This is a genomic window from Chryseobacterium cucumeris (assembly GCF_016775705.1).
Classification (GTDB): domain Bacteria; phylum Bacteroidota; class Bacteroidia; order Flavobacteriales; family Weeksellaceae; genus Chryseobacterium; species Chryseobacterium cupriresistens.
This window is the reverse complement of sequence record NZ_CP068760.1, coordinates 2,836,643-2,858,580: the sequence shown is the minus strand read 5'-3', so window position 1 is coordinate 2,858,580 and position 21,938 is coordinate 2,836,643. Positions and strand designations below refer to the sequence as shown.

The 21,938-nt window shown below is 36.6% G+C and carries 21 protein-coding genes; 4 read left to right on the top strand and 17 right to left on the bottom strand.

The genetic code is table 11. The features are described 5' to 3' along the window. Position 1: 1 nt before the first annotated feature. The 8 genes from JNG87_RS12800 to JNG87_RS12765 all read right to left on the bottom strand — a co-directional run bounded on the left by JNG87_RS12800 (position 2) and on the right by JNG87_RS12765 (position 9,668). Positions 2-1,039, bottom strand: a complete 1,038-nt coding sequence (locus JNG87_RS12800; RefSeq protein ID WP_238349585.1) for an NAD-dependent epimerase/dehydratase family protein — start codon at positions 1,037-1,039, stop codon at positions 2-4. Continuing rightward, positions 985-1,770, bottom strand: coding sequence for an SDR family NAD(P)-dependent oxidoreductase (locus tag JNG87_RS12795; protein ID WP_202838773.1), 786 nt, complete (start codon positions 1,768-1,770; stop codon positions 985-987). Before JNG87_RS12795 ends, JNG87_RS12800 begins: the two co-directional genes overlap by 55 nt. Before the next feature lie 159 nt (positions 1,771-1,929). Beyond that, positions 1,930-3,018 (bottom strand): helix-turn-helix domain-containing protein, encoded by a 1,089-nt coding sequence (locus tag JNG87_RS12790; RefSeq protein WP_202838772.1) that lies wholly within the window; start codon positions 3,016-3,018, stop codon positions 1,930-1,932. Positions 3,019-3,048: 30 nt separating this feature from the next. Continuing rightward, positions 3,049-3,690: a rhomboid family intramembrane serine protease gene (locus tag JNG87_RS12785; protein WP_137905634.1), complete on the bottom strand. Its 642-nt coding sequence runs from the start codon at positions 3,688-3,690 to the stop codon at positions 3,049-3,051. 37 nt (positions 3,691-3,727) lie between these two features. After that, positions 3,728-6,319 carry a DNA gyrase/topoisomerase IV subunit A gene (locus JNG87_RS12780; protein ID WP_202838771.1) on the bottom strand — a complete coding sequence of 864 codons (2,592 nt, stop codon included), beginning with the start codon at positions 6,317-6,319 and terminating at the stop codon, positions 3,728-3,730. After that, on the bottom strand, positions 6,294-6,800 hold the full coding sequence (locus JNG87_RS12775) for a hypothetical protein (RefSeq protein ID WP_202838770.1): 507 nt from the start codon (positions 6,798-6,800) through the stop codon (positions 6,294-6,296). The genes JNG87_RS12780 and JNG87_RS12775 overlap by 26 nt, the downstream gene beginning before the upstream one ends. Before the next feature lie 107 nt (positions 6,801-6,907). Then, a complete protein-coding gene (locus JNG87_RS12770) occupies positions 6,908-8,794 on the bottom strand; it encodes a DNA topoisomerase IV subunit B (protein ID WP_110010988.1) in 1,887 nt (628 codons plus the stop codon). Between the two features lie 322 nt (positions 8,795-9,116). Further along, complete coding sequence (locus tag JNG87_RS12765; RefSeq protein ID WP_202838769.1) at positions 9,117-9,668, bottom strand: DUF2867 domain-containing protein; 552 nt, start codon at positions 9,666-9,668, stop codon at positions 9,117-9,119. 224 nt (positions 9,669-9,892) lie between these two features. On the opposite strand from JNG87_RS12765, the gene JNG87_RS12760 reads away from it, so the two are divergent. Next, positions 9,893-11,041: a methionine aminotransferase gene (locus JNG87_RS12760; RefSeq protein ID WP_202838768.1), complete on the top strand. Its 1,149-nt coding sequence runs from the start codon at positions 9,893-9,895 to the stop codon at positions 11,039-11,041. 421 nt (positions 11,042-11,462) lie between these two features. Then, on the top strand, positions 11,463-11,639 hold the full coding sequence (locus JNG87_RS12755) for a hypothetical protein (protein ID WP_171006339.1): 177 nt from the start codon (positions 11,463-11,465) through the stop codon (positions 11,637-11,639). 89 nt (positions 11,640-11,728) lie between these two features. Here JNG87_RS12755 and JNG87_RS12750 read toward each other — a convergent pair whose 3' ends face one another. Both JNG87_RS12750 and JNG87_RS12745 read right to left on the bottom strand, forming a co-directional pair. Continuing rightward, positions 11,729-12,493 (bottom strand): SDR family NAD(P)-dependent oxidoreductase, encoded by a 765-nt coding sequence (locus tag JNG87_RS12750; RefSeq protein ID WP_202838767.1) that lies wholly within the window; start codon positions 12,491-12,493, stop codon positions 11,729-11,731. An 89-nt stretch (positions 12,494-12,582) separates the two neighbouring features. Further along, on the bottom strand, positions 12,583-13,521 hold the full coding sequence (locus tag JNG87_RS12745) for a helix-turn-helix domain-containing protein (protein ID WP_202838766.1): 939 nt from the start codon (positions 13,519-13,521) through the stop codon (positions 12,583-12,585). 279 nt (positions 13,522-13,800) lie between these two features. Here JNG87_RS12745 and JNG87_RS12740 point away from each other — a divergent pair, with 279 nt between their 5' ends. Then, complete coding sequence (locus tag JNG87_RS12740) at positions 13,801-13,962, top strand: hypothetical protein (protein WP_202838765.1); 162 nt, start codon at positions 13,801-13,803, stop codon at positions 13,960-13,962. A gap of 219 nt (positions 13,963-14,181) precedes the next feature. Here the strand turns inward: JNG87_RS12740 and ychF are convergent, their stop codons facing one another. From ychF to JNG87_RS12710, 6 genes are all read right to left on the bottom strand, one after another. Beyond that, positions 14,182-15,273 carry a redox-regulated ATPase YchF gene (gene ychF / locus JNG87_RS12735; protein WP_202838764.1) on the bottom strand — a complete coding sequence of 364 codons (1,092 nt, stop codon included), beginning with the start codon at positions 15,271-15,273 and terminating at the stop codon, positions 14,182-14,184. Between the two features lie 178 nt (positions 15,274-15,451). Further along, positions 15,452-16,003 (bottom strand): ferritin, encoded by a 552-nt coding sequence (locus JNG87_RS12730; RefSeq protein ID WP_202838763.1) that lies wholly within the window; start codon positions 16,001-16,003, stop codon positions 15,452-15,454. A 243-nt stretch (positions 16,004-16,246) separates the two neighbouring features. Beyond that, positions 16,247-17,863, bottom strand: coding sequence for a glycoside hydrolase family 10 protein (locus JNG87_RS12725; RefSeq protein ID WP_202838762.1), 1,617 nt, complete (start codon positions 17,861-17,863; stop codon positions 16,247-16,249). Between the two features lie 128 nt (positions 17,864-17,991). Beyond that, entirely contained in the window at positions 17,992-19,797 is a 1,806-nt protein-coding gene (gene typA / locus JNG87_RS12720; RefSeq protein ID WP_062675162.1) for a translational GTPase TypA, read from the bottom strand. Between the two features lie 135 nt (positions 19,798-19,932). Then, on the bottom strand, positions 19,933-20,139 hold the full coding sequence (locus JNG87_RS12715) for a bacteriocin-like protein (RefSeq protein ID WP_137905639.1): 207 nt from the start codon (positions 20,137-20,139) through the stop codon (positions 19,933-19,935). Positions 20,140-20,227: 88 nt separating this feature from the next. Further along, complete coding sequence (locus JNG87_RS12710) at positions 20,228-20,482, bottom strand: DUF1294 domain-containing protein (protein WP_202838761.1); 255 nt, start codon at positions 20,480-20,482, stop codon at positions 20,228-20,230. Between the two features lie 127 nt (positions 20,483-20,609). Between JNG87_RS12710 and JNG87_RS12705 the strand changes: the two genes are divergently transcribed. Further along, positions 20,610-20,966: a hypothetical protein gene (locus JNG87_RS12705; protein WP_202838760.1), complete on the top strand. Its 357-nt coding sequence runs from the start codon at positions 20,610-20,612 to the stop codon at positions 20,964-20,966. A gap of 68 nt (positions 20,967-21,034) precedes the next feature. Here the strand turns inward: JNG87_RS12705 and JNG87_RS12700 are convergent, their stop codons facing one another. Next, the gene (locus JNG87_RS12700; RefSeq protein WP_202838759.1) at positions 21,035-21,712 is read right to left on the bottom strand and encodes a YceI family protein; all 678 of its coding nucleotides are present in this window, start codon (positions 21,710-21,712) and stop codon (positions 21,035-21,037) included. Between the last annotated feature and the right edge of the window lie 226 nt (positions 21,713-21,938).

Here is a 21,938-nt window from a genome sequence, read left to right as displayed (position 1 = left end):
TTTAAGAGCTGGTTTTTTTATTATTTACGGGGTTTTCGATAAAATACCGGACAGCATCCTCAATTGCCCTATCAATAGATTGATATTGAATCCCCAACTCGTCTGCTGACTTCTGATTAGAATAATAATTACAAATCTGCAGTGCTTTCATATTGGGGGTACTGAGGTTTGTTTTTATTTTTAATGTTCTTAAACCATCACCAATTAATCCAAGGAGACTCAAAAGTGTGTTGGGAATAGCAATCATAACCGGGTTCTGGCTGGTAATCCGGTTTACTTTTTTAAAAAACTCTCTGTAGGTCAGGTTTTCATTGGCCAGGAGATATTTTTCTCCGGTTCTTCCGTATTCAACAGCATTTACTATTCCATTGGCTGCATCTTCCACATGTACAAAGTTCTTACCTCCTTTCGGATAAAATACCAGTTTCTTTTTCCATGCCCAGAAGATTATTTTCCCAGAACTTGGCTTGCTGTCATATGCTCCGATCATCAACGTTGGATTAACAATGATAACCTCTGTGTTCTTACTATTTTTTAAAAGATAATCTTCCGCAGCCTGCTTGCTTTGAGCATACAGTGAATGGGTAAAAGGATAGATTGGGGGTGCTTTTTCGTTTCCCCGGAATGCGGTGTTTCCAAATCCTAAGGTATTGGCAGTACTCACAAACAAAAACTTTTTTACGCTCATCAATTCTGCATGGGTAAAAAGATTTACAACGGCCTCGTAATTCACTTTTCTGTATTCATCATAACGAAGATTCTGACGTGTTTCTGCTGCCACATGAATAATACAGTCAATATCGGTCAGGTGCCCAGAAATATCGCACAGAAGATCCGCTTCCACAAGCTTCAGATTTTCGTTTTCTTCGCCCAGCCAGCTGCTTTTCTTACGCACCAGAGCAATAACAGAATAACCATTTTGTAATAATTTAAGGATAACATTAGTTCCCAGAAGCCCTGTTGCTCCGGTTACACATACTTTTTTCATGCTTCGATCTCTCTTTTTATAGCCTGGGTCATCAATGGCAGTTTGATCCATATGGGTAAAATTTTCATCACCAGCCAGCTGATTGGGTTCACCATAATTACGGAATCTTTTTTAAATAATTGCCGGAGGCAGTATGAAGCTACTTTATCAGGATTCAAAAGTGTTAATCTTCCCATAAAACCTTGTTTTTCTATTCTTTCACAAACATCCTTATTGGTTTTCATTGCCCCGGGATTCACAACGCTTACAAAAACATTGGTATCTTTCAGTTCTTCATGCAGTCCTCTTGAAAATGAATGGATAAAACTTTTAGAAGCTGGATATACGGTTTTAAAACCAATCGGAGAAAAAGCAGCCATACTTGAAACATTCAGGATATAGGCTTTGGGTTGTTTTAAAAGGTTAGGAAGCAGCTGATGCGTGATCAATGAAGTGGCTGCCACATTCACCTGTAGAATAGTGTTGATATAATCCGAAGAGGCTTCCGTAAATTTTTTTGTTCCCCCAAGCCCTGCATTATTAATCAGAATATGAACATCAAAAGAACGGTTGAGCCATTCTGTAAGCTTCATTACATTTTCATTAACAGAAAGGTCTGTTTCATAGTAATGAGCCTTTATATCATACTGTTTCTCCAACTCTCCGGATAATTCTCTGAGATTCTGATCCGGAAGACTTATAAGAATGACGTTGATTTTTTGTTTTGCAAGATGTTCAGCAAATGATTTTCCAAGTCCCTGGCTTGCGCCCGTGACGACTGCATACGATTCTTTGGTATCCATAAGTTTAAATTGTATGGTACAAAGCTATCGTAAAGAGGATGTCTGAATGTTCAGGATTATCTGAACGAACTGATTTTAAGAACGGGAAGCTGAAATAAATAAATCACTGAAAATCAAAAATTTAAAACAAATAAAAAGTAAGAGTTTATAAACCTGAACTTATTTTCTGAATTCAGAAGGTGTTTGTCCGGTCACTTTTTTAAAAGTTGTATTAAAAGAAGTCTTAGAATTGAATCCGGATTCGTAGGCAATTCCCAAAATGGATAATTTGCTATTGGTTTCTTTCAACAGTTTTTTGGCATAATCCACTCTATATTCATTCACATATTGGAAGAAGTTTTTTCCAAAGCCTGTGTTGATGACATAAGAAAGATGATGGGTAGAAACGGAAAGCATTTCAGCCAGTTTGATCAGGTTAAGTTCGCTGTCAAGATACGGCTTTTGTAAGCCCATAATCCCTTCCAGTGAAGTTTTAATCCTTACTAATTCTTCATCAGAAATAAGTTTTCTTTTAACTTCTTCCGGATCCGAATTTTCGTCCATAGAGATCAGTTCCTGTCTTTGTTTTTCTTCTAAAGGATAAATTTCCTTCTGTTTCAGAGAATAATATCCTACACAGTAAATAACCGACAAAAAGACCGCATTGATAAAGAAATTCAGTGATTTCGGATCATAGAACAGATTATAAATCACATAGATAATATTCACGATAAGTAGTACCAGAATGATATATTCCAACCAGTTCAGATTGATTCCTTCGGTATTGGATGAGAACTGCTGAATTTTCTTTTGATGTTTTCTGATGGTAATATAGGAAAGCCCCGTGTAAAAGAGAGCCTGGATCAGGATCAGAATAATACTGAGATATTCAAATGGTTTTTTATATCCCAGTTTGATCAATATAAGACAAACCAGAAAAGCAGCCGGAAGGATTAAAAACTTAACCGCTGTAAGTTTAAAAGTAAAGGAAGGATTGGTATAAAACAGTACACTAAAGTAAAAAACGATAGGGGTAAAAAACTGGATAAGTCTAACCCAAAACAAGGAATGAAACTCGATGATTGAACCAGTGATGAGAAACAGTACTTCATCCAGCCAAAAAGTAGACCACAGAAAGAGAAATATCCCGAACCAGAAATTGGCCTTATGGTTTACTTTTAAGGGGTTGGCCAGCTTCAGCAGAGAAAGCAAAACCAATGAACCATAGATAAGTATCACGATGAAACTGTTTAACTCTGATGTGTTCATTGGTTTTGATATTTGATTATAAATAGTCTTTTATCCTATTCGCTTTCTTACAAAAATTTCATATCCTAGATAGATGAGCGGAAGTGACATGATTCCCAAGAAAAGAATATTGCTCATGGCCAGCTGCGGATGCATTACAATAGAGTAAACCAATCCGAAAAATGCTCCACCAAGGTGAGCAGCATGGCCCAGGTTGTCCCACTGCTTGGGATTCAGCATCATGTATACAGAGTATCCGAAATACAGTGTTCCGAATAACCATCCCGGCAAAAAGTTGACACTGATCTCATTCGGAGCCATAGCGATGGAAGCAAAAATAATTCCGGAAACCGCTCCTGATGCTCCAATTGCAGAATACCACGGCTGCTTTTTATAAATCTGCAGGCTGAATAAATTTCCAAGGATCATGGATCCGAAATAAAGAATTAAAAATCCTATTTCTCCAAAGAAACTAATAACCACGCCCTGGAAAAAATACAGGGACAGCATATTAAAAAACAAGTGCATAAAGTCTGCATGCAAAAATGCAGAGCTGATCAGCCTTACATATTCTTTACGATTCGCAATCGCTCCGACGTTGAATTTATATTTTTCAAATAATGCTGTGTTATTGAAACCCATATAGCTAAAAATACATGTGGCTGCAATGATAATGATAACAACTATATCCATTATGTTCTTTTATGTTATAACTGAATAAACATGCGATCTATTCATTTTCATTATTCCCGTTATCCTGGAAAAGATCTCCGATCATTCCTCCGTCTTCATCGGTTTCGCCGGCAGGTTCGGGATCTTCGTATACTTCAGGCTCTTCTTCTGCCGGTTCAGGAATGGCAATATTGATGGCTTTTACTTTGAACTTTGTAAACTGGTTTCCGATGGCTTTTATTCCTTTTACCGCTATAAATTCATCAATATTTATCGTTTCCGGATCGCGTTCTTTTCCTTTATCTTTTGCAAAAATGATTTCTGCAGTGGCATCATTGGCAACAATTACATTTTCAATGAATGATTTCGGATGTTCAGATGGCATAAAAGTCTGTACATTAACTGTATTTTCCAGTAAGAATCTCTTAATGAAATAAATATCTTTTTCTCCATCGTAATAAATACAGGTAATCGGCTGTGCAGGTCTCCACTTTTCCAATACCAGGTATTCATCATCAAAACGGTTACCAAGATCAAAAGATACCAGTTTTACTTCCCCGTTTGTATTGATGGTCAGAATTTTATCATCTCCTTTGAAGCTTCCCAGCAGTGTTCCTCTTGCATCGGCATTCAGTCTTCTTACCGTATCATCAAACCAGATTTTTCTAGGGGCCAGAGTAGAAACCCCTTCTTCCTTCATATCTACTTTCTTGACAGCGTATTTAGTTACCAGATTTCCTTTGGAATCCCGGCCTTTGATGGCCAGATCGGAGAAGTTAATCTCCATTTTGTTCTTTCTGATTCTAGGGTTTGGTTTTAAAAGCACGGTTACAGTTTCTGCTTCTCCATTAGGGTTGGCTGAGAAATAGAGTGTTTCAGAACCCTTTTTATCTGAAGCTAGCGGATAATCTGTATTTCGGGTTACTCCGGTTACAGAGAATCGTTTCATATAATAAGGTCCTTCCCTGCCTTCACGGTAGATCATATTATACACTGTCCTTTTATCGTTTTTCTTCCATACGGCAACATGAAGGATATCTTTTCCGATGAAAGTTTTCGCTTCCACTTTTACAACCTTCATACTTCCGTCTTTTCTGAATGTGATGATATCATCAATATCAGAACAGTCGAACAAATACTGATCTTTCTTCAAAGATGTCCCGATAAAGCCTTCTTCGAAATTTGCATAAAACTTTTCATTGGCTACGGCTACTTTTGTAGCATCAATGGTATCAAAGATTCTGAGTTCAGTCTTCCTTTGTTTGTCTTTACCGTATTTCTTCTGAATATTTAAGTAATACTCAATGGCATAAGCGATCAGGTTGGCCAGGTTGTATTTCACCTGTTCTATTTTGCCTTCAAGCGAAGCAATATTTTCCTTAAACTTATCTAAATCAAATCTTGAAATTCTCTTGATTCTGATCTCTGTCAGTTTTAAAATATCTTCTTCCGTAACGGCTCTTAAAAGATGTTTGGTATGGGGTTTTAATCCTGCATCAATGGTTTTCAGTACATCTTCCCAGGTTTTTACCTCTTCAATATCGTGGTAGATTCTGTTTTCGATGAAAATTCTTTCCAGTGAGGAGAAATGCCAACTTTCCTGAAGCTCATGAAGCTCAATTTCCAATTCTTTCTTCAGCAATGAAACTGTATGATCCGTATTCGTTTTCAGAATATCGGATACCGTAAGGAACATAGGTTTATCCCCTACAATCACACAGGCATTGGGAGAGATGGTCACCTGGCAGTCCGTAAATGCATAAAGAGCATCAATAGTTTTATCCGGTGAAACATCATTATGGATATGAATAAGGATTTCTACTTTGTCTGAAGTATTGTCCTCAATTTTTTTGATTTTGATCTTTCCTTTCTCATTGGCTTTTAAAATAGAGTCAATAAGATCAGTGGTTGTTTTAGAATATGGAAGTTCAGAAATCACCAATGTATGCTTATCCGTCTGGGTAATTTTGGCTCTTGCTCTTACTTTTCCTCCTCTTTGACCGTCATTATATTCAGAAACGTCAAGATAACCGGCTGTTAAAAAATCCGGATACAGTTCAAATTTCTTACCTTTCAGGTAGGCTACAGAGGCATTGATAAGTTCATTAAAGTTATGAGGAAGAATTTTGGTGGAAAGCCCTACTCCAATACCTTCTACTCCCTGTGCAAGAAGCAGAGGGAATTTAACCGGTAAATCGATAGGTTCATTGTTTCTTCCGTCATAAGACTTTGTCCATTCTGTAGTTTTAGGATTAAATACTACTTCCAGAGCAAAAGGGGTGAGTCTTGCTTCAATATATCTCGCAGCGGCTGCAGAATCTCCTGTATAGATATTACCCCAGTTTCCCTGTGTATCTATTAACAACTCTTTCTGCCCAATCTGCACCATGGCATCTGTAATGGAAGCATCACCATGCGGGTGATATTTCATGGTATTTCCCACGATATTGGCCACTTTGTTGTAACGGCCGTCTTCCAGCTCCCGCATGGAGTGCATAATTCTTCGTTGAACGGGTTTTAAACCATCATATATTGAAGGGATAGCTCTATCCAGAATTACATAGGAAGCATAATCAAGAAACCAGTCTTTGTAGAGACCGGAGACTTTTTTTAAGCTTTCACCCTCATGCGAATATTCTTCTGTCGTCATCTAGTTTATCTTTTTTCTCTTTATTAGTTTTCACTACTTTGTTCAGAGAGAGTTTTAAATCGTTTACTTGTTTTCTGTTCAAATAAGAGATCTGGTACTTCAGGATAGTAGAACCATTATTCTTACTTGAAACGGTGATGTATAATCTTTTGAAAAAGAGAATACTGACTACATCATATTTGATCAGCTTGTATTTTGGAAATTCGTCGTGAAGAGGCTTATCCAGAAATGGAATGATATTCCTGTTTTTAAAATTCAAAGCTTCTCCATCGCTGTCATATTCAAAAATCTGTCTTCCGCTGATGTAAAAGATAATCAGCAGCAGAGCAGGAACAATAATCAATAAATAACTTTCTTTACCCACTGCATTAAACCTATATTCATTAGCAGCAAATGCGATGATGCCAACCATGGTTATCATCAAAAGCAACGTGCATAAAAAATTATAAATTGATGCTTTATTACGGTTACTTAGTCTCATTTTATTTTTTTTGGCTGTGTAAGTACTATAATTCCTACTTCATCCAAAGTTGTGCTTTTTTCAGTCTGCAATGGCTTTACAACCAGTTTTTTAAAGTTATAGTTTTTTTAATTTTCTACTTCATCCAGTATTTCTTTTTTATCGATATCTGTATCATCCTCTACCACAAGGTTTTCAAGAATAAAAGTCTGTCTGTCCGGAGTATTTTTCCCCATATAAAATTCCAGAAGCTGATCAATCGTCTGGTCTTTTCCTACTACTACTGGCTCCAGGCGGATATCTTTGCCAATAAAGTGCTTAAATTCATCAGGAGAAATTTCTCCTAATCCTTTAAATCGCGTGATTTCAGGATTTTTCCCCAGTTCATTTAATGCTTTTACCCTTTCTATTTCTGTATAGCAATATCTTGTTTCTTTTTTATTTCTAACTCTGAATAACGGAGTCTGAAGGATATAAAGGTGTCCATTTTTAATCAGATCCGGGAAGAACTGCAGGAAGAAAGTAATCATCAGCAAACGGATGTGCATCCCGTCAACATCGGCATCGGTAGCAATAATTACCTGATTGTATCTCAGGTCTTCCAGACTTTCTTCAATATTTAAAGCTGCCTGAAGAAGGTTAAATTCTTCATTTTCATACACCACTTTTTTGGTAAGACCATAACAATTCAGCGGTTTACCCTTCAGTGAAAATACAGCCTGAGTTTCTACATCTCTGGATTTTGTGATCGATCCCGATGCAGAATCTCCCTCGGTAATAAAGATCTGGGTATCTCCTTTTCTTTCGGCTTTCTGGTCGTTATAATGCTGCCTGCAGTCACGAAGTTTTTTATTGTGAAGAGATACTTTTTTTGCTCTTTCTCTGGCTAGTTTCTGAATTCCGGATAATTCTTTTCTTTCTCTCTCGGAAATTAAGATTTTTCTTTGAATTGCTTCTGCTATTTCCGGGTTTTTGTGTAAGAAATTGTCCAGTTTACTCTTCAGGAAATCAATGATGAATGTTCTTACGGTAGGTCCGTTGGGTCCCATGTCATTGGATCCTAATTTTGTTTTGGTCTGGGATTCAAAAACAGGTTCTTCTACGTTAATGGAAATCGCAGCAATGATCGACTTTCTGATATCAGAAGCATCAAAACTTTTATTGAAAAATTCACGAACTGTTTTCACATATGCTTCACGGAAAGCATTAAGGTGTGTTCCTCCCTGCGTTGTATTCTGTCCGTTAACGAATGAAAAATAGGTTTCTGTCTGTGATTTGTCGGAATGGGTAATGGCAACCTCAATATCATCATCCTTCAAATGAACGATCGGATAAAGGATATCGCTTTCCAGTTCTTCTTCCAGCAAATCTTTTAGACCATTTTCAGAATAGTAGGTTTCTCCGTTGAAGAGAATTTTAAGCCCAGGATTCAGGTAAGCATAGTTACGGAGCATTCTTTCGATATACTCTTTTCTGTATTTGAAATGCAGGAAGATCTCTCCATCAGGAATAAAGGAAATTTCGGTACCGTTTCTGTCCGAAGTTTCTTTCTCGTCAAAGTTCTCTTTGATCATCCCACGGGAGAATTCGGCAGCTTTCATTTTTCCGTCACGGAAAGAACGGACTCTGAAATAATCTGAAAGGGCATTTACCGCCTTGGTACCGACCCCGTTCAATCCTACAGATTTTTTAAACGCTTTACTGTCGTATTTACCTCCGGTATTCATTTTTGAAACCGCGTCTACCACTTTCCCAAGCGGAATTCCACGGCCAAAGTCACGGATGGTAACTTTACCGTCATCCAGCTTTATTTCAATTCTTTTTCCTGCTCTCATTCTGAACTCATCAATAGAGTTATCAAGAATTTCTTTTAGCAGGATATAAATACCATCATCAGCGGAAGAACCGTCACCGAGCTTCCCGATGTACATACCGGGGCGCAGACGGATGTGTTCCTGCCAATCAAGGGTTCTGATATTATCTTCGGAGTAGGTTGGATTTATTTCTTGTGACATATATGATTTCAGCAAACATACAAAAGTACAAAATTGTCCAAAATTATCCGAATTTTTTCAACTTGTTTTTTTCAATATTTCACTGCAAACATTGTAGTATTTTTAATCAAATTATATATTTACGAAATTATCATTATCAAGTGAAAAATTTCTTTACTTTCCTCATATTCTTTATAATTTTATTCTTTTCAACATGTTTTTATTACAGACTCTAAGGGTGGTGAATAACCAACCGAGATATTGATTTATTATTAAACTTTATTAAGTTTATTCCTTAAAAAAAGACCATCCTGTTATGTAGATGGTCTTTTTATTTCAATATTTACACTGTATACAATTTATTCTTTTCCAGCTGCCCGATCATATTTTTCAGCATAGCCGGAACAATCAGCTTATGGAAAGGTCGTACAGGCAGAAAATAAAGCACACCCAGCCAGTTATGATACTTTACGGTAGTGGAAATGGTAAGTGAATTTTCATCAGGATCCACCTTACTCTTTTCAACTAAAAGAGATACTCTGAAATCCAGGTGCTTATCATCTTCTCCCAGAACAATTTCGTTGCTGGTTTTATCAAACACCTTAAAAAGCCCCATACGTTCTCCTACTTCACATTTAAAATTCTTTTCCTTTTGCCGTGTTTCAGCTTCAGATCCGGTCTTCAGCCCGAATATTCCCACTGCTTTATTCCTGAAAGCAAACATTTTCTTTCCCCATTTTGGCCCGCTTGTAAAGAATGCTTTTCCTATTTCTGAGATATCGATATTTCCGCCACAGTCTGTAAGTTCTCCCTGAAAACTATCAATATAATCGAAATCTTTTTTTCTCGGAGATAAAACAGATTTTTCAGGAAACTTTGTCTTCGTAATCTTCATTGTCATTGTTTTTATGGTTGTTGTCTAACAAATGTAAGTATCTTTCCATTCATTTAAAAGGAAAATTTAAACAAATGTTTAGATTTATTTAATACTCTGAAACTGACTATTGAGTCTTACAATTTGCCATCATTCTCCTTAAACCTGCTATTTTCTGATTTTTATTACCATAAGTTCAAACTGTTCTAAATATTTCATTAAATTCGGTCAACAAAACTGCTTTTATGATACAACTTCCTTTATCAAAACTTTCCAATGTAGGAACTACTATTTTCAGCCAGATGACTCAACTTGCCAATGAAAATGAGGCGATCAACCTTTCTCAGGGTTTTCCTGATTTTATGCCAGATCCGGAATTACTCAATAATGTGGATCACTTTATCAAAAAAGGGTTCAATCAGTACGCTCCTCTTGGTGGAATGATTGGCTTAAAGGAAGAAATTGCACGAAAAATTGAAAACAGCCATCAGGCAATATACCATCCGGATTCTGAAATAACAATTACCGCAGGCGGTACCCAGGCCATTTTTACCGCTATCGCCTCCTTTATTAAAAGGGATGACGAAGTGATTATTTTTGAACCGGCATATGACTGCTATGAACCTACTGTGGAACTTTTCGGGGGAATTATAAAGCGCTTTGAAATGAAAGCTCCGGATTACGAAATCGACTGGGCTGCCGTAAAAAGTCTTGTCAGTGAAAAGACCAGGATGATCATTCTTAACAACCCCAACAACCCTTCAGGAAAAATACTGAAAGAAAATGATATACAGGAACTTATTGAGATTGTAAAAGGAACTTCTATTCTTATTCTGAGTGATGAAGTATATGAAAATATTGTTTTTGACGGAAAACAACATATAAGCATCTGTAAATACCCTGAGCTGAAAGAAAGAAGCCTTCTTGTAGCCTCTTTTGGGAAACTTTTCCATGTTACCGGATGGAAAGTGGGCTATTGTGCTGCACCAAAAAACCTAACAGATGAATTCCGAAAGGTTCATCAATTTAATGTTTTTTGCGTAAACACTCCCATTCAGCTCGCACTGGCAGAATACATGAAAAAGGATGAACATTACACCCATCTTAATCAGTTTTTCCAGGAAAAAAGAGATTTCCTGAGAAAAGGACTTGCAAGCACACCATTTGAACTTCTGGATTGTGAAGGAACTTATTTCCAGGCAGTAAAATATGATAAAATTTCAGATAAAAATGATTTTGATTTTGCTTCAGAACTTACCATCAATCATAAGGTTGCCAGCGTTCCTTTCTCTTCATTTTATAAAAACAGGCTGAACGAGAATGTGATCAGATTATGCTTTGCGAAGAAGCAGGAAACACTGGAAAAAGCCCTTGAAAATTTATCAAAGGTTTAACAGTCATCTATTTTTCACCCACTTGACTTTTCAGATTGGCAGATCAAAACTGTCAGCCTTGTCTGTTTAATCTGCGGAGTATTTATTTATAATATTATTCCTGTCCGATTAAATTAAAGCATGAGTATCAGGTCGCTCCCCTGGACCTATAATTTAAAACAAATACGTTCTATTAGCAGTCAGTAGGATCCCATCGGTATCTGCTGTTAGTAGAAAAAAAATGAAGTCCCTGCAAAAAATAAAGCTCCGGAGGAGTGGACTGTTAATGATACGTAAATATTGATATTTAAATGTTTTTACAGTTCTATCGATAGTAATGTTATCATATATAATCATTATTTAGTGACTTATTTAGTTTATTTTTCCTATTTTATCTAAATCAAAAAAATAATAAATCAATAATTACCAAAATAAAACTACCATGAAAAACAAGAATTTAAACAAAGGAAAAAAATTAACCAGAAAAGAGCTGCATAAATTCCACGGAGGATTGGGCAACATAAGATGTACCAATTCTTCAGGCTACTGTATCTACATCGGACCCGGCTGTTCAGAACAGAAATGTCAGTTGCCGGAACCTCTTGAAGCTGTTGAATAAAATACATTACTCCATATCCGGAATCGGCCGGCTCATTCTGAGCCGGCCGATTTATTTAAAGATAATAATTCACTTAAGGTTATTATACTTTATAAAAACATCCCTCCTGAAACTTCAATTCTTTGCCCGTTGATCCATCTTGCATCTTCCGTACACAGGAACGCTACTACTCCACCAATATCATCCGGAAGACCTACTCTTCCCAAAGCTGTAGCACCAGCTACCATGGCATTGATTTCTCCATTATCTCTCACCCTTCCGCCGCCAAAATCTGTTTCAATAGCTCCCGGCGCTACAACATTGGCTTTGATTTTTCTTGAACCTAATTCTTTTGCCATATATTTTGTGAGCATTTCAACGCCTGCTTTGATGGATCCGTAAACAGAAGATCCCGGTGTTGCGAATCTTGCCAAGCCTGAAGACACGTTGATAATTCCTCCTCCGTCATTGATAAATGGCAATAATTTCTGAGTCAGAAAAAATACACCTTTAAAATGAATGTCTACCACATCGTCCAACTGTTCTTCCGTCACTTCTGTAATCGGTGAATATAGGGCTGTTCCTGCATTATTGATCAGGTAGTCAATATGAGTGCTTCCTGTATTTTGCTGCAAGTGATCTGTTACGTTTTTCACAAAAGTATCAAAGCTCTTAATATCTTTTGTGTCAAGCTGAAATGCAACAGCATTCCTTCCCATTGATTTGATCTCATTGACAACAGTTTCTGCTTCTTCCCTGTTGCTTCTGTAGGTGATAATTACATCCAGTCCTTTTTGAGCAATTTTAATTGCTGAGTTTTTCCCTAATCCACGGCTTCCTCCGGTTACCAGTGCAATATTTGTTTTTGTGTTCATTGTATTTTGATTATTTTGATGGTACAAAGTTGGGAAATTTTCAGACTGAAGGGTTTGCTTGAATCAATCTGAAATTTGCAAAATTCAAATCAGGAACGAAATTCTAATGGAGTAAAAGAAGTTTTCCTTTTAAAGAAATTAGAAAAGTGGGCAATTTCCTCAAATCCCAGCGCATACGATATTTCTGACACATTCCATCTGGTCTGTTTCAAAAGAATTTTTGCTTCCTGGATAATACGGTCTGAAATTAATTCTGTAGTTGTCTTTCCGGTACTTTCTTTTAATCTTTTATTCAGGTAATTAACGTGAACGGCAAGCCTGTCTGCATAATCTTTTGCAGTTTTCAATTGAAGTCTCTGTTCCCAGGATTCTATGGGAAACTGTCTTTCCAGCAGCTCTATAAACAAAGAAACCACTCTCATAGATGCATCATTTGACGATGATATTTTGGAAGCAGGCTGTAATTTCTGTCCGTAATGGATCAGCTCCAGAACATAGTTTCTGATCAGATCATATTTAAATACATAATCTGAATCAATTTCTTTTTTTATCTTTTTAAAAAGGTTTTCAATCTCTTCTGCCAGTTCACCATCAATTTCAAAGATCGGCATTCCACCTGGCTGAAATATAGGAAGGTCTTCAAGGTTGTAGTACGATTTATCCTTGATGAAAAAGTCTTCGGTAAAAACACAGAAACTTCCTGACTGATCGGGATCTTCAGGAACCCAGTGATAAGGGACCTTAGGCGTTGCAAATAACAGTGCGTTCTGTTTAATTGAAATGACCTTGTCCGCATATTCTGCCCTGTTCCGTCCTTTTATAAAGCTGATCTTATAATACTTCCTTCTGTTATAGGGCATTTCAGAAGTGGTCTTTGCTCTTTCGATGGTCTGGGCAATATCGAAGACATTAAAGTGACCAATGTCTTTGTGAAGTCCTTTTGGAAAAATACTTTCAAGATCTTTGCCCAGCTTGGCAGCCATCTCATTATAAAAATCTTCCAGTGAAGTAAATGCTAATTTTTCCATCACAAATAATTTGTAAAATTCAAATATACGAACTTATCAACCAATATTTTTTGAAGTGAGTCCAGATCGTTTGGCAGAGAAAAAAGTCTTTTTACATCTCAAAAATAAAGCCTTATTAACTTATTGAAAAATTCAGTGTATTTGCCGATTATTATTAATATTTATCATCAATACTATAATAAAATATTTAAAAAATTCTCCATTTTTTTCTAAAAACAGTGATATACTTCATTTATTTTTATTACTTTCGTTAAAACTAACCCATTAAAAATCAAATCAATGAAAAATAAAAATTTAGTTAAAGGAAAAAAATTAAACAAAAAACAATTAAGAATTATTACCGGAGGGAAAGAAATGTGTCTTTTACCAGACCTTACCTGTAAGAAGTATTCTCTTGCCTGTGCAGAATTACAATGCCAGCCAATCATTGAAATTGAATAGCATTATAAAGCCCTTTTTCTTACAGAAGAAGGGCATTCTTTTGGATAGAACAACAAAAACTGCTCTCTGATTTCAAGAAATCGTTTTTTATGCAGTGTATTTTTTCCCAATTCCAATTACGAAATACAAATCCAACCCGGCGCAGGCGCACATACATGCAAAAAACGCTCCCAAATACATGGAAGCGCTTTTTTAATATAACTAACTTTAATACTTTTCTTATACGTTGAATCTAAAGTGCATGATGTCACCATCCTGTACAATATATTCTTTACCTTCTACAGAAAGCTTTCCTGCTTCTTTTACCTTTACTTCAGAACCGTAATTTACATAATCATTATACTTGATTACTTCTGCACGGATAAATCCTTTTTCAAAGTCTGTGTGGATTACTCCTGCAGCTTGTGGAGCAGTCCATCCCTGTCCGATAGTCCAGGCTCTTACTTCTTTTACTCCGGCTGTAAAGTACGTCTGAAGTTTTAAAAGATCATAAGCCTTTCTGATCAAACGGTTAACCCCTGGTTCTGTAAGTCCCAGCTCATCAAGGAAAATCTCTCTTTCTTCGAAAGTTTCAAGTTCGTTGATATCAGCTTCAATCTGTGCCGCCAATACTACGACTTCAGCACCTTCGCCTGCAGCCATTTCTTCAATCTTGGCAATCCATTCATTTCCGTTTTTGATAGAATTTTCGTCTACATTACAAACGTAAAGAACCGGCTTATTCGTCAACAACTGAACTTCTCCGATAATTGATTTTGTAAAATCATCAGCAGCAAATTCTCTTGCATTTTTACCATCTTCAAGGAATTTCTGTAAATTCTGAAGTGTTTCGTAAGTAAGAATATCCTCTTTCTTCCCTGACTTGATGAATTTTTTAGCTTTTTCAACTGCTTTTCCCACTGTTTCAAGGTCTTTCAGCTGAAGTTCTATATCAATAATTTCTTTATCTCTTAACGGATCTACTGAACCTTCTACGTGAACAATATTTCCGTTGTCAAAACATCTTAAAACATGAATAATCGCTTCACACTCGCGGATATTAGCTAAGAACTGGTTTCCCAATCCTTCTCCTTTGCTGGCTCCTTTTACAAGACCTGCAATATCAACAATTTCAACTACAGCTGGTAAAACTCTTTCAGGTTTTACGATTTTCTCCAGTTCAAACAATCTCTGATCCGGTACAGAAACCGTTCCAAGGTTCGGTTCAATCGTACAGAAAGGATAGTTTGCTGATTGAGCTTTTGCGTTGCTCAGACAGTTAAAAAGAGTTGATTTACCTACATTCGGTAAGCCTACGATTCCACATTTCATATTGTAAAATTCAAAGTTTAAGGTTTAGGGTAACTCAAGGTTTCTCCAACTTTAAACATTGAACTCAGAACCTTGAATTACGAGTGTGCAAAGATAGTGATTTTTGAGGGAGTTTCATAATAAAAAAATCTGCCAATATTCTGACAGATTTTTAAAAGGTCTGGTTTCACCAATTGTTTTAAGGATTGTCCCCTGTAGCATTCTGAGCCAGCGGCACATCATTCGGTGCTTCCTGCAAAGTTTTATCTAAAGTAAATAAAGATTCATCTGTTGCTCTGTCGCCGCCTGCAATTTTTAATTTATCAATTAAGTTCTGCGCTAATGTTTCTTCTTCAATCTGTTCCTGTACAAACCATTGCATAAAATTCCACGTAGCCCAGTCTTTTTCTTCCATAGAAAGATCTACAATTCTGTAAATAGCAGTGGTATTGTCAACTTCATGCTTAAAGACACCATCAAAGCAGGCAGTAAGGCTTTCGGGATCTGCGGGAGGAGCAGGAATAGCGTCCACTTTTGGTTTTCCTCCTCTGTTTAAGATATATTCCATGAATTTGATGGAGTGGTTTCTCTCTTCCTGAGCATGGCGGTAAAGAAAATTGGCAATTCCCTGATAGCCTTTGTCATCAGCCCAGATTCCATAAGATAAAAAAACGTGTGATGCATGAATTTCTTTGTTCATCTGATCACTAAGGGCTTTTTCCATGTTGGTGGAAAGTCTTTTAGTATTCATAATGTTATATTTTGGTGATTATAGAATGAATCATGCAAAAACAGTTCCGATAAGTTCATTATTTGCTATAAAATCCCATACCACGCTTAAAAATAGTACTGGTTTACACTCATTTAAGCTAATAATTTATAGTTATTCTAAAATAAAACCGGTTCTGCCTGAGAACCGGTTTTATTAATTTATGATTGAGATTGCTTCACCTAAAGGTTCGCAATGACCAATTTATAATGGATTGTATTCCTACTATTTAATCCTTCTTGCTGTATAATCACTCTCATTTCCTAATCTGTCGATAGCTTTGATGGCAACGGCATTCAATTTTTTCCCGTCTTTAGATTTGGGAATATCTTTTGAAAGCGTATCCAATGTCAGAATTTCTGTTTGCCATACTCCGTTGTACTGTGTAAAAAGTACCCACAGGAAAACATCAGCGGCATTTTTTGTACTCCAGCTTGTCTGAGCAAAACTTCCGTTATCAGCAATAAACAAGGTTGGAGTCTGCAATGGAACCGCTTTTATCCATGGAGATTTCGGAACTAATGCTTTTTCATTGTATGGTCCGCTTTTCAAAGCAGGAAGCATATTTGGATTTTTGGTAAGCCCGGCAATACTCCAATGAATTTCTCCGGCATCATTTTTAAGGATATTTCTGGAAATTGCAATCTGGTTTTTGATTTCAGCCGGACGGTCTGATACTTTTATTTCAACAGTATTCAATCCCGGCCACAGGTGACGTTTCATTGTATTTTCAGACTGCCACCAGCTTAACAGGCCTTCGAAGCTTTGTCCTTTGGAATCTATAGGCCAGTAAAGCTGTGGTGAGAAATAATCTACCCAGCCTTTATTTAACCATAATTTAGCGTCTGCATACAGTTCATCATATTGTGATGATCCTACAACTCCTGCCGGATATCCTGGTTTCCATATCCCGAACGGACTGATCCCGAATCTTACATTATTTTTTTCTGCGTGAATCTCTTTATAGATCCGTTCTACAAATTTATTCACGTTATCTCTTCTCCAATCTGCTCTGGATAAGGTTCCGCCACTGCTTACATAGGCATTCCAGCTTGCATTATCAGGAAAATCCGCACCTTTGTTGTAAGTGGCATAAGGATAGAAATAATCGTCAAGATGTACAGCATCAATATCGTATCTTTTTACAATATCTTTCACCACATTGGATACGTGGCCTTGTGTTTTCGGATTAGCAGGATCAAACCAATACATTCCGTTCTTTAGTCTAACCACAATATCAGACAGTTTATTGGCCATTGAAAGCTTATTTACTGCGCCTCCGTTGGTATGATGTGCACGGTAAGGATTCAACCAGACATGCAGTTCCAGCCCTCTTTTATGAGCTTCTTCAATCCAGAACTGAAGCGGATCATAATTGGGATATGGTGCAGTTCCTGTTTCTCCGGTCAAAAAGTAAGACCATGGCTCGATATTACTTGTATAAAGTGCATCTGCGGAAGGTCTGATCTGGAAAATAGCAGCGTTGAAATTGTTGTCTCTCAGCATATCAAGCATACTGATTGCTTCTGCTTTCTGCTGCTCTACCGTAAGATCATTTCTTGATGGCCAGTTGATATTGGCAACACTTGCGATCCATGCTCCACGGAATTCTCTTTTGATTTCGGGAAGATTGGTTCTGAAATTTTCTTCACCGGAAGTTCCTGTACCTGTAGCAGGTTTTACAGCTGTTGGATTTACTTTCGGAGGATTTGTATTGTTGATTGGTTTTGTCGGATTCTTCGCGGAAGGTGTTTTTACAACATTGTTCTGAACGGAACACGAGGTAGCGTAAGATGCAAAAACGCCCAATAAAACGATAAGTTTTAATTTATTCATTCTCATAGTCACAAAACTACTTTAAAATTTATTTTTTTATTTCAGAGATTATTATGCCAAAATAAGCATTTAATGGGTAGGTATAGAAAAAAAGCCTCGAAAATCGAGGCTTTGATTTTATGTATAAGATTTTATTATGCTTTTGCAGATCTTTCCACTCTTTTTCTTTCTTCTTCAGAAAGGATTTTCTTTCTCATTCTGATGAAGTTCGGAGTTACCTCAATTGCTTCATCACCCTGGATGTATTCCATACATTCTTCAAGTGAGAATAAAATTTTCGGAGCAACACCAGTATCTTTATCTTTTCCGGAAGCTCTCATGTTGTTCAACTGTTTTGCTTCTACGATATTTACTACTAAGTCACCAGGTTTGTTTTGCTCACCGATAATCATTCCTGTGTAGATTTCCTCACCCGGATCAACGAAGAACTTACCTCTATCCTGCAATTTAGCAATAGAATATTCTGTAGCAGGACCAGTTGTTTTGCTGATTAAAACACCATTGTTTCTTCCAGGAATAGCACCTTTGAAAGGCTTATATTCTGTGAAACGGTGTGCCATAATAGCTTCACCAGCTGTAGCTGTCAACATCTGAGAACGTAATCCGATCAGACCTCTTGAAGGAATTTCGAATTCCATGTGCTGCATTTCACCTTTAGTTTCCATAATGTGAAGGTCACCTTTTCTCTGAGTTGCCAGGTCAATAACTCTTGAAGCAAATTCTTCAGGAACGTCAACAACCAAAGATTCATAAGGCTCACATTTCTCACCATCAATTTCTCTGAAGATAACCTGCGGCTGACCAATTGTCATTTCGTAACCTTCTCTTCTCATTGTTTCGATCAAAACTGATAAGTGAAGAATACCTCTACCGAATACAAGGAATGTATTGGCATCATCAGTCTGCTGAACTCTTAATGCAAGGTTTTTCTCTAATTCTTTTGTTAATCTTTCTTTCAGGTGATTAGAAGTAACATATTTACCGTCTTTACCAAAGAAAGGTGAGTTGTTGATAGAGAACGTCATATTCAGCGTAGGCTCATCAATTGCCGTTCTTTCCAATGGCTCAGGATTTTCAAGATCTACGAAAGAATCTCCAATCTGGAAAGCATCAAAACCTACTACAGCACAGATATCACCTGCCTGTACTTCAGTTACTTTTTTCTTTCCTAATCCTTCAAAAACGTAAAGTTCTTTTACTTTTCCTTTTACAATTTTACCATCTGCCTGAGCAAGACCAATCCATTGAGATTCTTTGATCTCACCTCTTGTCACTTTCCCGATTGCAATTCTTCCTAAGAATGAAGAGAAGTCAAGAGAAGTGATCTGCATCTGAAGATTACCTTCTGTTACTTTCGGTTCAGGAACATATTGTAAAATACCATCCAATAATGGTAAGATATCTTCAGTTTGCTCTAATGAAGTGTTGAACCAGCCTTGTTTTGAAGATCCATAGAATGTAGGGAAATCCAATTGCTCTTCTGTAGCATCAAGGTTGAAGAAAAGGTCAAATACTTTATCATGAACTTCGTCAGGACGGCAGTTTGGTTTATCTACTTTATTGATAACCACTAATGGTCTCAATCCTAATTCCAAAGCTTTCTGAAGTACGAATCTTGTTTGCGGCATTGGTCCTTCGAACGCATCCACCAACAAAATAACCCCATCAGCCATTTTCAATACTCTTTCTACTTCTCCACCAAAATCGGCGTGACCAGGAGTATCGATTACGTTAATTTTTGTGTCTTTATAAGTAACAGAAATATTCTTGGATAAGATCGTGATCCCTCTTTCTCTTTCAAGATCGTTGTTATCCATAATTAACTCCCCACTCTCCTGATTTTCTCTGAAAATGTTGGTAGCGTGAATGATCTTGTCAACCAAAGTCGTCTTTCCGTGGTCAACGTGTGCGATAATCGCAATATTTCTAATGTTTTGCATAAAAGATTTTTACGGGTGCAAAAGTAGTGATTTTTAATGAAAAAATATTTAGTTATACAAATATTTAATATTTTGTTTAAAATACTTATTTACAAGATAATAAAAAAGAGTGCTCAAAAAACACTCTTTAGATTATTATACACAAGCCTGTACTTCGCATGGATCTACGGCAGGCGGTTCTCCACATATAATGTCAAACTCTGCACAATTGCTGGAGAATCCGGTTCCCCATCCCCATCTTACAACACATGTATCAGCATCTTTGCATCTTACCATTCCTTTGACGATTCCTCCCTGAACTGATTTCATTTCTGTTCTGGAAATTTTTTTGAGATTTTTCATGTTGTTTCTTTATTTGTTATTAGCCTGATAAAGATAAAAAAAATAAATCATGACAACTATTTATTAAAAATATTTAACATTTTTAATATCAACGCCTTATCAATCTGTAAAACACAACCAGGTCAATCAAAACCACAAGAACAAATTTTACTAAAAAAGATTTTTTTGATGTTTTATGATTAAAAATCACCATTCCTGAAGCGGCTCCTAAAACTCCACCTAGAAGGGAGATTCCTAAAAGAGCATTTTCAGAGATTCTCCATTGATGTTTTTGGGCCTGCCATTTATCAAATCCAAAGATCCCAAATGTAATCAGGTTTGTTATAAAAAGAAAAGGAATCATTCAAAAATTAATTTGTGGCAAAAGTAAAGCTTAATTTGTATATGGAAACAACTTTACAACCATGAATATATTTATAATTTTATCAGAATAAGATTTTATAAATTTGCACTTCCTAAAAATAAAATCAATGACAGTACAGGATCTTGCAGGAAGCTACTCTATTGAAGGGAGTAATCAGGAAGAGTCTTCCCTACCCACATATCATGGTATATTAACCTTATCCATTGACGAGAACAACCGTATCATTGCGCAATGGATTATCGGTGATCATATACAAAATGGTACCGGATTTTATAAAAATCATATCCTGGTAATCAACTTCAATTATGAAGGTGAAGATCTTAAAATATATAAAGGTGTTGCTGTATATCGCTGTCTGAATAAGGATATACTTGATGGATTCTGGTCTGAAAAGCACGGTAATCCTTTATATCTTGGAAGTGAATATTGTGTGAGAATTCAGAATTCAACGATTTTGAACTGATTTTTACAGTAAATAAAAAGAGCTGTCTTTTAAAAAGACAGCCCGGTTGTTATTACAATTTAAATAACTTATTTTTTAGCTTTTACATCGATAGCAATCTCGATATCTTTGCTGATCATCCATTCTGCAGGGTCTGCTTCTGAAGTACCGAATTTGATTCCCCAATCTGCTCTGTTTACAGTAAACTTCGCCTGAATAGCCGCTGAGCTTTCAGTCACATCTACTTTAGCAGGGAAAGTAACATTCATTGTTTTTCTTGATAATGTAAGGTTTCCGCTTACTGTTTTATTAGCTCCTGCTACTGCATCTTTTGGTGCTTCTTTCAAATCTGTAACACTGGTAATTTTGAAATCTGAAGTAGGGTTTTTAGCTACATCAAAGAAATCAGGGTTTTTAAGGTGAGCTTCAAGGTCTGCCGGTTTTTTATCTTTCTCTGTTACTGAAGCCGGATCTACTTTGATAGAATTCATGTCAATCACAAAGTTTCCTGCAGCAACCTGGCCTGCATCAACACTGATATCTCCTGATTTTACAGTAAGTGTTCCCCAACGAGGTGCCATACCTCCCTTGTGGAATGCTTTCCAGTTTACTACTGAAGCTGCTGTGTCTACTGCCAGTGTTTCTCCTTTGCTCTCTGCTACTGTTTGTTCCTGAGCTGTTGCTGCAGACTCTGCTGTTTTTCCTTTATCACATGATGCCAAAAGCAATCCTACTCCAACTAATGCAATTACGCTAATTTTTTTCATATTGAACTGTTTAAAAAAGTTTGAATTTTGTTGTTTTCGGGTACAAAAATAGAAAAACCTATTTGGAGAAGCCTTAACATACATCAAGAAATGTGGTATTTTTATAGTATTTGTAATGATAAAACCATTTGCGGAATATTTCTATTGAATTAAATGCCTACCGAAATAATTGGTATAATATAAAATAAAGAGATTAATACATTCAGTATCTATATTTTCTCATTCC

What these genes read in the sequence shown, in the direction of transcription:
- JNG87_RS12800 (WP_238349585.1), bottom strand. Translation starts at nt 1,039, where the DNA reads ATGGATCAAACTGCCATTGATGACCCAGGCTATAAAAAGAGAGATCGA.
- JNG87_RS12795 (WP_202838773.1), bottom strand. Translation starts at nt 1,770, where the DNA reads ATGGATACCAAAGAATCGTATGCAGTCGTCACGGGCGCAAGCCAGGGA.
- JNG87_RS12790 (WP_202838772.1), bottom strand. Translation starts at nt 3,018, where the DNA reads ATGAACACATCAGAGTTAAACAGTTTCATCGTGATACTTATCTATGGT.
- JNG87_RS12785 (WP_137905634.1), bottom strand. Translation starts at nt 3,690, where the DNA reads ATGGATATAGTTGTTATCATTATCATTGCAGCCACATGTATTTTTAGC.
- JNG87_RS12780 (WP_202838771.1), bottom strand. Translation starts at nt 6,319, where the DNA reads ATGACGACAGAAGAATATTCGCATGAGGGTGAAAGCTTAAAAAAAGTC.
- JNG87_RS12775 (WP_202838770.1), bottom strand. Translation starts at nt 6,800, where the DNA reads ATGAGACTAAGTAACCGTAATAAAGCATCAATTTATAATTTTTTATGC.
- JNG87_RS12770 (WP_110010988.1), bottom strand. Translation starts at nt 8,794, where the DNA reads ATGTCACAAGAAATAAATCCAACCTACTCCGAAGATAATATCAGAACC.
- JNG87_RS12765 (WP_202838769.1), bottom strand. Translation starts at nt 9,668, where the DNA reads ATGAAGATTACGAAGACAAAGTTTCCTGAAAAATCTGTTTTATCTCCG.
- JNG87_RS12760 (WP_202838768.1), top strand. Translation starts at nt 9,893, where the DNA reads ATGATACAACTTCCTTTATCAAAACTTTCCAATGTAGGAACTACTATT.
- JNG87_RS12755 (WP_171006339.1), top strand. Translation starts at nt 11,463, where the DNA reads ATGAAAAACAAGAATTTAAACAAAGGAAAAAAATTAACCAGAAAAGAG.
- JNG87_RS12750 (WP_202838767.1), bottom strand. Translation starts at nt 12,493, where the DNA reads ATGAACACAAAAACAAATATTGCACTGGTAACCGGAGGAAGCCGTGGA.
- JNG87_RS12745 (WP_202838766.1), bottom strand. Translation starts at nt 13,521, where the DNA reads ATGGAAAAATTAGCATTTACTTCACTGGAAGATTTTTATAATGAGATG.
- JNG87_RS12740 (WP_202838765.1), top strand. Translation starts at nt 13,801, where the DNA reads ATGAAAAATAAAAATTTAGTTAAAGGAAAAAAATTAAACAAAAAACAA.
- ychF (WP_202838764.1), bottom strand. Translation starts at nt 15,273, where the DNA reads ATGAAATGTGGAATCGTAGGCTTACCGAATGTAGGTAAATCAACTCTT.
- JNG87_RS12730 (WP_202838763.1), bottom strand. Translation starts at nt 16,003, where the DNA reads ATGAATACTAAAAGACTTTCCACCAACATGGAAAAAGCCCTTAGTGAT.
- JNG87_RS12725 (WP_202838762.1), bottom strand. Translation starts at nt 17,863, where the DNA reads ATGAGAATGAATAAATTAAAACTTATCGTTTTATTGGGCGTTTTTGCA.
- typA (WP_062675162.1), bottom strand. Translation starts at nt 19,797, where the DNA reads ATGCAAAACATTAGAAATATTGCGATTATCGCACACGTTGACCACGGA.
- JNG87_RS12715 (WP_137905639.1), bottom strand. Translation starts at nt 20,139, where the DNA reads ATGAAAAATCTCAAAAAAATTTCCAGAACAGAAATGAAATCAGTTCAG.
- JNG87_RS12710 (WP_202838761.1), bottom strand. Translation starts at nt 20,482, where the DNA reads ATGATTCCTTTTCTTTTTATAACAAACCTGATTACATTTGGGATCTTT.
- JNG87_RS12705 (WP_202838760.1), top strand. Translation starts at nt 20,610, where the DNA reads ATGACAGTACAGGATCTTGCAGGAAGCTACTCTATTGAAGGGAGTAAT.
- JNG87_RS12700 (WP_202838759.1), bottom strand. Translation starts at nt 21,712, where the DNA reads ATGAAAAAAATTAGCGTAATTGCATTAGTTGGAGTAGGATTGCTTTTG.